Consider the following 9,273-nt stretch of genomic DNA (forward strand, 5'->3'; position numbering starts at 1 on the left):
GGTTGACCGCATTCCCGCGGACTGTCCGCCGAGTTCCGAGGTGTCGAACGGGAACCGCCCAAGGCGCCGAACCGCCGGACGAGGGCCCGGGTCAGCCCCTCATCGGCGACAGATCCGGCAGCGTCCGCGTGCCGAACTCGTGCCGCAGCGCGCTCAGCGCGGCGAGCCACCCGGGCATCCCGGTCACGCCCGGTCCCGGCGACGCCGACGCCGAGGCGAGGTAGACGCCCGGTATGGGGGTGCGCCACGGGTCGGGGCTGAGCACGGGACGGCGGAACAGCTGCCACAGCCCGGGGGCACCGGCGGCGATGTCCCCGCCGGGGTAGTTCGGGTTGTGCTCCTCGACCTCCCGCGCGCTGCGCGAGCTGGTCGCGACGATCGTGTCGCGGAACCCCGGAGCGAACCGCTCGATCTGCGCGATCACGGCCTCCCGCCGATCGACGTCGCTGCCCGCTGGCACGTGCGTGTAGGTCCAGAGGGTGTGCATCCCCGCCGGCGCACGGCCCGCGTCGAACAGCGACGGCTGAGAGACGAGCACGTAGGGATGCTCGGGATGGCGGCCCTGCTGCACCTGGTTCTCGGCATCCGCCATCTCGGCGCGCGTGCCGCCGACGTGCACTGTCCCCGCCAGGTGCAGGTCGGGATTCGTCCAGGGCACGGGTGCGTTCAGGGCGAAGTCGACCTTCGCGACGCCGTCGCCGTAGCGGAACGCCTCCAGCGCCCGGCGGTACCTGCCGGGCATCGCATCACCGGCCAGGCGGATCAGCGCCTTGGGCGTCACGTCCAGCAGCGTGACCGTCGAGGGCGGCAGCTCGGCGAGCGACGTGACCTCATGCTCGAGCACCAGCTCGCCGCCGTGCGCGCGCAGATCGTCGACCATGGCATCCGAGATCGCCTGACTGCCGCCGATCGGGATCGGCCAGCCGCGCGCGTGCGCGAAGGCGGTGAGAGCGAGCCCCGCGCCCGCGCCGGCGATGCTCGGCTGCGCCAGGATCGTGTGCGCGGCCACCCCGGTGAGCAGGGCAGGCGCCAGGTCCTCCCGGAAGCGGATGCCCCACGCCGGCGTGCCCTGCTCGAGTGCCCGCAACCCGAAGGCGACGGCCATGAGCGGGTTGCGCGGGATGCGCAGCAGTGACGACCCGGTGAAATCGGCGACCTCGGTGGAGCGCTCGGCCAGCGGGCGCATCAGCCGGTCGTACGCGGGTCCGTCCGCACCGAGCCCGGCGCTGGTGCGCTCGAGATCGCGGTGGGCGACGGCGGCGCGCCCGCCGTCGAGCGGCTGCGCGAACGACACCTCCGGCGTGATGAACTCGACCCTGTCGGCCAGCCCGAACTCGCGGAAGAACCTCGACTCGAAGGCCATCGGATGCACCGCCGAGCACACGTCATGATGGAACCCCGGGAGCGTCAGCTCGCGCGTGCTGGCCCCGCCGCCGGCCTGGTCCGCCCGCTCGTAGACGCGCACCCGCAGACCTGCGCGGGCGAGCGTCACGGCGGCGGCGAGGCCGTTCGGGCCGGCACCGACGACGATCGCGTCCAGCCCGGCGTCACCAGGGAGCATGTTCACGATGCGGGCATCTCCGATCCGTCGGCGGGAATCGCGGAGGGCGTCACCGGCTCACCGGCACGCCCTGAGGCCCGCCCTTCGGCGAGGAACGCGAGACGACGCAGGGTCTCGGCATTGCGCCACTGCAGCATGATGTCCATGATCGCGCGCGGAACGTATCTCGCGGGACCTGCGATCGCTTCCTCCTGCATGCGCACGATCGTATGGGACCCGCGCGGTTTGACGTGCAGCGTGACCCGGGCCTCGCCCACCGGCCAGCCCGTCGCGCGCATCACCATGGCCCGCGGAGGCTCGAACTCCTCCGCCACGGTCTCGTCGTTTATCAGCATCGGCCAGACCCCGATCGAGTGGTGCAGGCGCGCACCGGGCCGTGGCCAGTCCTCGTCCACGTCGCGCATGCGGGATGCCCCGACCACCCACGACGGATACAGCCAGCCGTCGGCCAGCACGTCGAACACGTCCTCCGGTGTGCAGTGCATCACCCTCGCATTGCGGGCCATCTCGCGTCTCCTCTTCTCGTCGCCGATGCCGGTCGCCCCGAACGTAATCGCCGCGATCATCGCCGGACAGCGGGTTGCGCACTCCGGCGCCGTATGGCACGGGCCGCTGCAACCACCGCGAGTAGCATCGGGGCATGTCGACGGATGCCTCGCATCGCGAACTCGCAGAGCGACTGCGGGTGCAGGCGCGCACCGTCGGCGCGGGCGCACCGGGGGCGAACGCCGGCGCCGTCGATGCCGGCGCCGGGCGGCCCAGCGTCGGCGCCGTGTTCAACATCATCACCCGCAACGCCAACGCGCTCGACTTCGAGATCCCGTCACCGGGTGACTTCGCGCGCGCGGCGACCATGCTGCTCCGCCGCGGTTACGGCTGACCGCGAGCCGACGGCGGCGAGACGCGGGAGCACTCGGCTCAGTCGCGCGAACTCGCGTTCACGCTGCCGGAGCGCTCTTGCCCGCTCAGGCGCGCGATGGCGGCCATCATGCGCTCGGTGATCTCACGACGAGCCCTGCCGTCGGGCATCCCGGCGAGATCGCTGAGATCGAGCGGCTCGCCGAAGCGGACCTCGAGCCGCGGCCTGCCAGGCAGCAGATGGCTCAGCGGCCTGACCGTCCCGGTGCCGATCAGCCCGACGGGCACCACAGCGGCCCCTGTGTCGCGGGCCATCCACGCCGCCCCGCCGTGACCCTCGTGCAGCTTCCCGTCGCGCGACCGCGTCCCCTCCGGGAACACGGCGAAGACGCTCCCGGCTCGCAGGATGCTGCTCCCTGCGTCCAGCGCGGCACGGGCGTCACGGCCGGTCGCGCGATGCACCGGGACGCCCCCGATCGAACCGAAGAACCAGCGCTTGAAGCGTCCGAGCGTCCCCGAACCCGCGAAGTACGACGCCTTGATCAGGAACTGCACGGGGCGGACGGCGGACGTCGGGATGATGACGGTGTCGAGGGACGACAGATGGTTGCTCACCAGCAGCACCGGCCCGTGCTCGGGCACGTTCGCCCGCCCGACGATGCGCGGACGGTACATCAGCCAGAACAGGGGCCGAAGGATCGCCCGCCCCAGGAAGTAGACGGCACCCGCGCGCGGCGCGGGATTCGGGCTCGGCGAAGCGGATGCTGTCACCTCGCCACCCTATCCGTCCGCCGACGCCGCGCGCAGCGAAGGGGGAGCCGGCGCTTCGCGCCGCCTCCCCTCGAACGCAACCTCTAGAACCTCGCGCACTCACCCAGTCGATGGCCGGCCGTGTTCGTACGCCGCGGGTGGAGGCACATCTCTGATCCCCCGCGCAGAGCGAGCCGCCCCGCTGTGCCATCCTGATCGGATGAACCTCGCCCGCCTGTTCGCGCGCGCAGAGGCGGCATGGAACGTCGCCTTCGTGGCGCATCTCGCGCCCGGCTTCGTGCTCGCCTCGGCCGTGCTCGTTCCGTTCGCCCATCCGCTGGTCGCACTGGTCGGGGGACTGTGCGGTGCCCTGGTGATGGGCCTGTGCGGGCGCGTGCCGGGCCCGCTCGTCGGGGCGGTCGTCCTGCCCGGGATGCTGGTGGCGCTCGTCTGCGCGAGCCTGGGCATCCTGGTCGCACCGCTGCCGCTGCTGGCCGCCCTGGTCATCGCGCTGATCGTGATCGCCTCGTCGCTGGCCGCGGGCGCATCGCCGCTCGGCGCGGGGCTCGGTCTCATCGCCACGTTCGCCTTCGCCTTCTCCACCTCGGTGCGGGTGCTGGGCGGCGATCCGACCGGCGAGGTCGCGCAGCAGCTGCTGGTCGTGGTCGTCGGATGCGCGATCGGCGCGGTTGCGGGTGTGGTCGTCGGCCTGGTCCGTGCGCGCGGCCGGTTCGTGCGACCGCCGAAGCCGGAGGTGTCCCTCGGACAGGGTGTGATGCGCTCGATCCGCGAGCGCGACGAGCACCTGCACGACGGCATCCGCCGTGCGCTGCCCATCGCTCTGGCCATGCTGATGTTCGCCGCGCTCGGCGGGCGCGACGCCTACTGGGCGTTCCTCGCGGCGCTCACGATCCTGATGCCGACCGGCAAGCCACCGATGCGCGTGATGCTCACCCGCGTCGTGGGCACGGTCGTCGGCGTGATCGTGGTCAGCATCCTGTCGCTGTTCCTGCCCCCGCTCGTGCTGGCCGTGATCGCGGTCTGCGCACTCCTGGTCGGGCTCGCCGGTCAGGAGCGGTACCCCGTGGTGGGTGCGGCGCTGGGCGCCTTCGGCGCCATCATGCTCATCGGCCTGCCCAGCGGCGCCGTCGCGACGTGGGCCGTGCACCGGATGCTGGACACGCTGATCGGGTCGGCTCTCGCGCTGGTCGCGTGGCGCGTGCTCTGGCCGCGCGATCGTGCGACGGAGCCCGCCGAATGACGCTCGTGGAGGTGGAGGCCGAGGTCCGTCCCCGGCCCTGGCGTCCGTGGCGCAGTCCGTGGGTCTGGGGCGCCCTGCTGCTGCTCATCGCGCTGCCCTGGTACCTCTCCGGCGTCGGCCTCGATCTGCTGCCGTATCTGCTCACGCTCGTCGGCGGCTGGACCTTCGGGTTCTCCTTCGTGAACCTCACCCTGCGGATGCCGCAGCGCCGCGGGCTCGTGCTGCACGTGGTGGTCGCCGTGCTGGCCGCCGCCGTCGTGGCCACGGTGATCTTCGGTCACGTCATCCCGCAGGCGGGCCTCCCGGACTGGTCCCGGGCGCTGCTCGTGCTGCTGCAGATGGCGGCGATCCCGGCGATCGGCTGGATCTGGCTCGCCCTGATCGGTCGTGTCACGAGCGCCGTGCAGCGACCGCGGGTGGAGAAGACCGTGCCGGGTTTCGGGCGCGAGAAGGACGGCTCGATCGTGCGCTTCCCCGCCGTGCGCATGCCCATCCGGGACCTGCGGATCGCCGTGGTCGTCCTGGTCGTCGTGCTCGGAGGGAGCGCCGTCGCCCTGCTGATCGCGTTCGACGCGTTCGTGCTGGGGCCGAAGATGACGGTCATCCTGCTCGGCACGGTGATCGGGCTCCCCGCCTACTACGGACTGATGGCCTACTACCATCGCCGCACGATCGAGGCGTCTGTGTGGTTCGCGCCGGGCAGGATGCGGGTCGTCGCGGATGCCGAGCGGTTCGAGGTGGACTTCGCCGACATCCGGATGCTGCGCTGGCGCACCGACAGCGAGGAGGCGCGCGTGGAGGTGTGCACGGATGCCGTGGACGTCTCGCTCATCGCGGGTCTCGCCCGCGTGCCGAAGGGCGCCGCGGCGGCGCTGCCCGGCTTGCCGCGGCATGTGCGGCGCTCGCTGGAACTGGCCGGGCTGTCGGCCGAGACGGGGCGTGCGAAGGGGATGACGACCTGGACGCCGCGCGAGCCATAGCACCGGACGGGAAGCACGCCAGGCCCGCGTAAGCTCGAACCTCATGGCGACAGGCTCCACGATCCACACGTTCGATGTTCAGCTGGCGGACGTGGACCGCGGTGTCTACGACGATTTCACGCTGCGCGTGGCGCGGCATCCGTCCGAGACCGATGCCTACATGCTCACCCGGCTGCTGGCCTACTGCCTGGAGTACGAGGAGGGCATCGCGTTCACCGAGGGGGTCGCCGCGACCGACGAGCCCGCCGTGCTGGTGCGCGATCTCACCGGGCGCGTGACCGCGTGGATCGAGGTGGGTGCGCCCGACGCCACCCGACTGCATTTCGGCAGCAAGCTGGCAGATCGCACCACGGTGTACACCTACCGCGACCCCGCCAAGGTCATCGCGAACTGGGCGGGCAAGACGATCCACGAGGCGGACGCCATCGTGCTGCACAGCTTCGATCCGGGCTTCCTCGACGATGCGGCGGCGGCGCTGGCGCGCCGCAACACGATGACCGTGTCGGTCACCGAGCGGCAGGTGTACGTGGAGCTCAACGGCACGCACCTCAGCACGACCGTGCACGACCACGGCATCCGCTGAGTCTCTGCTACCCCGACGAGGATCGCACCAGTTGATCGTGTCGCTGCTGGTAGTGCCGCTGCAGCCAGTCGCCGAACCTGATCCTCACGAGGCACTGCTGGGGCGTTGAGCAGCGGATCATCGAATCGTGTGCGGCATAGGCGACGAACGCCTTGAGCTTGCGATCGAGCAGCTCACCGCTGAGGTTGGCGGGAAGGGAAGCGCCGGGGTAGCCGACCGCATAGGTCACCGCCCGCACGTCCAGCAGCCCGGCATCCGTCGCCTCGGCGACGATGCGCCCGACCGAGCTGTGGTCGGGGTGGTCACCCTTCGAGCCCTCGGCGAAGCTCGGGAGGCTGGTGAGGATCGTCGTCGGGGCGTATGCCCGCGCCAGCTCGACGACCGTCTGCCGCAGCTGCGACAGCGTCACCGTCTGCGCGCCGTCGAGGGTGGTCATCGTGGCGATCTGGCCGCTCACGAGCTTGGGCAGGCTCTGCCAGCCGGTGGCCTCGTACCCGGTGCCGCGTCGGCTGCCGTCGGGCAGCCTGAGGAACATCAGGGTGATGCGTGGATCGTCCTGCGGGTAGGTGAGGGTGAGGCGCAGCCCGCTGCGCAGCGTGAGCGTGCGGTCGACCCAGGGACTCGAGGATGCTCCTCGCATGACGTCGTACGCCCTGCGCAGGCCGATCTCGCGCTCGGTCGCATACTGCGATGCGCCTCGACCCGCGTCGGACAGCGTGAAGTAGAGGCTGCGCACGCACGAACCGGCATCCAGGACTCCCTGCATCGGCGGATTCCCGAAGATCAGGTCGTCGTCGTAGTGCGCCCAGTACGACACCAGAGTGTCTTTCGAGCAGGGTCGGTCGATGTACTGCAGCGGTGAGCTGAACGTCGTGCCGGCGGATGCCATCTGCGGCATGCGGGACAGGATGAGCGGCGCATCGCCGCATTGCTTCGTGGATGCCGCGAACGTCAGCGCATCCGCGCCCCACTGCGGGAATCGTCGCAGCGGATCGTCGTGCGGGCCGGCGGGCGACGGCAGCCCGGCCGGGCAGGTGGAGCGGATCAGGGCGATCTGCTCGGCGGTGAGCGTGTTGGTCGGAGCCGGCGTGCGCGTCGGCGTCGACACGGGCACGGACGTCGGGTCAGGGTATTCGCCGCAGGCGGCCAGTGCGATCGAGAGAACGGCGACGAAGGCGAGCATCAGCCATCTGGGCGCCCGGACACGGCTCACGATGCGACCCCCAGCTTCGATCAGCATGCGACGGCGAACTCGTCGACGCGTCGCCGTCATCCCCTCGACTGATGTCGCGACGGCAACTCATCCTATCGACGCAGCCGGCCGGTGGCCGCTGCGAACGGATCTCAGGCGGCGGGCTCCTCGACCGGGGTGCGGCGGATGCCGATCCACGACACCACGCCGCCCAGCGCGAACAGCCCGGCCGTGACCAGCGCGGCGCTGTGGAAGCCGTTCAGATCGAGCGCACCGCCGACGATCGTGGACAGCAGCGCCACCACCAGCAGTCCGGCGACGCGGGAGACGGCGTTGTTCACGGCCGAGGCGATGCCGCTGCGGTTCTCGTCGATCGCCCCGAGGATGGCCGAGGTGAGGGGTGCCACGGTCAGCGAGAGCCCGATGCCCAGCACGAGCATCGACGGAAGCACCTGCCACCAGTAGTCGAACTCGACGCCGACGGTGAGGAGCAGCGCGGCGCCGACCGACATCAGCAGGGGGCCGACCGTCATGAACAGGCGCGGTCCGAGCCTGCCGGCCCAGGCGCCCGCGCGGGAGCTGAGCAGGATCATCAGGATCGTGATCGGCAGGCTCGCGAGTCCAGCGGCCGTCGCACTCAGACCCGGCCCCTGCTGCAGGTAGACGCCGATCACGAAGCCGTTCAGCGAGAGAGCGGCATAGATGAACAGGGTGGCGAGGTTGCCCCAGGCGAAGTTGCGCACGTTGAACAGCGAGAGGGGCATGAGCGCAGCATCCGATCCCCGCTGACGCAGCACGAAGAGGACCAGCAGCAGGATGCCGAGCGCACCGGGGATCCAGATCGCGGCGGCCGACCAGCCCATCCGCTCCTGCTCGATCAGCGCGAACACGAGCCCGCCCAGGCCGATCGCGCAGAGCACGCCGCTCCACCAGTCCACCTTCGTGGTGCGCTGGTGCGCTGGCAGATGAAGCCGGCCGAGCAGGATCAGGTTCACCGCGATCGGCAGCACGTTGATCAGGAACACGAAACGCCACGAGAGCAGATCCACGAACATGCCGCCCATCACGGGGCCGACCAGCTGCGCGCCGGTCGTGAACGCCGTCCACACGCCGATCGCACGGGACTGCACCTCACCGCGCATCGTCGCCGTGATGAGGGCGAGCGAGCTCGGCACCAGCAGCGCGCCGGCGGCGCCCTGCGCGGCGCGCGCGATGATCAGGATCAGAGGATCGGGCGCGGCGGCCACGGCGACGGATGCCACGCCGAAGGCGATCAGCCCGATCCGCATCACGAGCACCCGGCCGTAGGCATCCGAGACCGATCCGGCCAGCAGGATCAGCGAGCTGAGCGTGATCAGGTACGCGTCCACCACCCACTGCTGCGTGGCGATGCCGCCGCCGAGCTCCCTGCTGATCGCAGGCAGCGCGACGTTCACCACGGTGCCGTCGAGGAAGGTCACGAACGAGGCGAGGATCGCGACCGAGACGACCAGTCGCTGCAGCGGGGTGAACGTCGGCACGGACCCGACCCTACATCCGGCGGGGGACGTCGGGGGCGGGAGAGCGGAATCGGCCATCGACGGAGCGATCCGGCAGGCGTAATCTGACCCTCAGGCGGGTCCACCTGCCCGCCCGAAACCGGCGAGAGCCGACGACGAGGAGCGGTGCGCGATGGACTCGATGATGATGGACATGATGTCCAAGGACATGCAGATGCCCGGCATGGAGATGATGGACATGGCCGCCATGCAGGCCTGCATGGATGCGTGTTCGGCCTGCGAGCAGGCCTGTACGGTCTGTTCGATGCAGATGATGGACTGCGGTCCCGCCTGCATGAACTGCGCCGACATGTGCAACACGATGATGCGCGGCATGATGCGGATGCAGGGCATGACCCCGGCCGTGATGATGTCGATGCTCGACGCCTGCATAGCGATGTGCCAGTACGCCATGGACAAGTGCATGGAGCACGCCGACATGAGCGAGGTCTGCAAGATGTGCGCTCAGGCGTGCAAGGCGTGCATGGACGCGTGCGAGGCCATGCGCGAGTCGATGATGAAGATGGCGTCCTGACGCCGCCTCACTTCG

Annotated in this window: 10 protein-coding genes; 5 read left to right on the forward strand and 5 right to left on the reverse strand. The window is 70.6% G+C overall.

Annotated features, from left to right (window positions below):
- Positions 1-91 precede the first annotated feature (91 nt).
- The gene (locus BGN97_RS08845; protein ID WP_292700335.1) at positions 92-1,561 is read right to left on the reverse strand and encodes an NAD(P)/FAD-dependent oxidoreductase; all 1,470 of its coding nucleotides are present in this window, start codon (positions 1,559-1,561) and stop codon (positions 92-94) included.
- Between the two features lie 2 nt (positions 1,562-1,563).
- On the reverse strand, positions 1,564-2,067 hold the full coding sequence (locus tag BGN97_RS08850) for an SRPBCC family protein (protein ID WP_292700216.1): 504 nt from the start codon (positions 2,065-2,067) through the stop codon (positions 1,564-1,566).
- 134 nt (positions 2,068-2,201) lie between these two features.
- Between BGN97_RS08850 and BGN97_RS08855 the strand changes: the two genes are divergently transcribed.
- The gene (locus tag BGN97_RS08855) at positions 2,202-2,441 is read left to right on the forward strand and encodes a hypothetical protein (RefSeq protein ID WP_292700219.1); all 240 of its coding nucleotides are present in this window, start codon (positions 2,202-2,204) and stop codon (positions 2,439-2,441) included.
- Between the two features lie 38 nt (positions 2,442-2,479).
- On the opposite strand, the gene BGN97_RS08860 is transcribed toward BGN97_RS08855, so the two are convergent.
- Positions 2,480-3,190, reverse strand: a complete 711-nt coding sequence (locus BGN97_RS08860; protein WP_292700222.1) for a lysophospholipid acyltransferase family protein — start codon at positions 3,188-3,190, stop codon at positions 2,480-2,482.
- 199 nt (positions 3,191-3,389) lie between these two features.
- On the opposite strand from BGN97_RS08860, the gene BGN97_RS08865 reads away from it, so the two are divergent.
- From BGN97_RS08865 to BGN97_RS08875, 3 genes are read left to right on the forward strand one after another with little or no spacing between them, the layout of a single operon-like run.
- On the forward strand, positions 3,390-4,430 hold the full coding sequence (locus BGN97_RS08865; RefSeq protein ID WP_292700225.1) for an FUSC family protein: 1,041 nt from the start codon (positions 3,390-3,392) through the stop codon (positions 4,428-4,430).
- A complete protein-coding gene (locus tag BGN97_RS08870) occupies positions 4,427-5,410 on the forward strand; it encodes a hypothetical protein (protein WP_292700228.1) in 984 nt (327 codons plus the stop codon). Before BGN97_RS08865 ends, BGN97_RS08870 begins: the two co-directional genes overlap by 4 nt.
- Positions 5,411-5,453: 43 nt before the next feature.
- The gene (locus BGN97_RS08875; protein ID WP_292700230.1) at positions 5,454-5,993 is read left to right on the forward strand and encodes a YaeQ family protein; all 540 of its coding nucleotides are present in this window, start codon (positions 5,454-5,456) and stop codon (positions 5,991-5,993) included.
- Between the two features lie 7 nt (positions 5,994-6,000).
- On the opposite strand, the gene BGN97_RS08880 is transcribed toward BGN97_RS08875, so the two are convergent.
- Both BGN97_RS08880 and BGN97_RS08885 read right to left on the reverse strand, forming a co-directional pair.
- Entirely contained in the window at positions 6,001-7,206 is a 1,206-nt protein-coding gene (locus BGN97_RS08880; RefSeq protein WP_292700232.1) for a PIG-L family deacetylase, read from the reverse strand.
- 131 nt (positions 7,207-7,337) lie between these two features.
- The gene (locus BGN97_RS08885) at positions 7,338-8,705 is read right to left on the reverse strand and encodes an MFS transporter (RefSeq protein ID WP_292700234.1); all 1,368 of its coding nucleotides are present in this window, start codon (positions 8,703-8,705) and stop codon (positions 7,338-7,340) included.
- A gap of 151 nt (positions 8,706-8,856) precedes the next feature.
- On the opposite strand from BGN97_RS08885, the gene BGN97_RS08890 reads away from it, so the two are divergent.
- Positions 8,857-9,258 carry a hypothetical protein gene (locus tag BGN97_RS08890; RefSeq protein WP_292700236.1) on the forward strand — a complete coding sequence of 134 codons (402 nt, stop codon included), beginning with the start codon at positions 8,857-8,859 and terminating at the stop codon, positions 9,256-9,258.
- The last annotated feature ends 15 nt before the right edge of the window (positions 9,259-9,273 follow it).

It is taken from the genome of Microbacterium sp. 69-10 (assembly GCF_001897945.1).
In the GTDB taxonomy this organism is placed as follows: domain Bacteria; phylum Actinomycetota; class Actinomycetes; order Actinomycetales; family Microbacteriaceae; genus Microbacterium.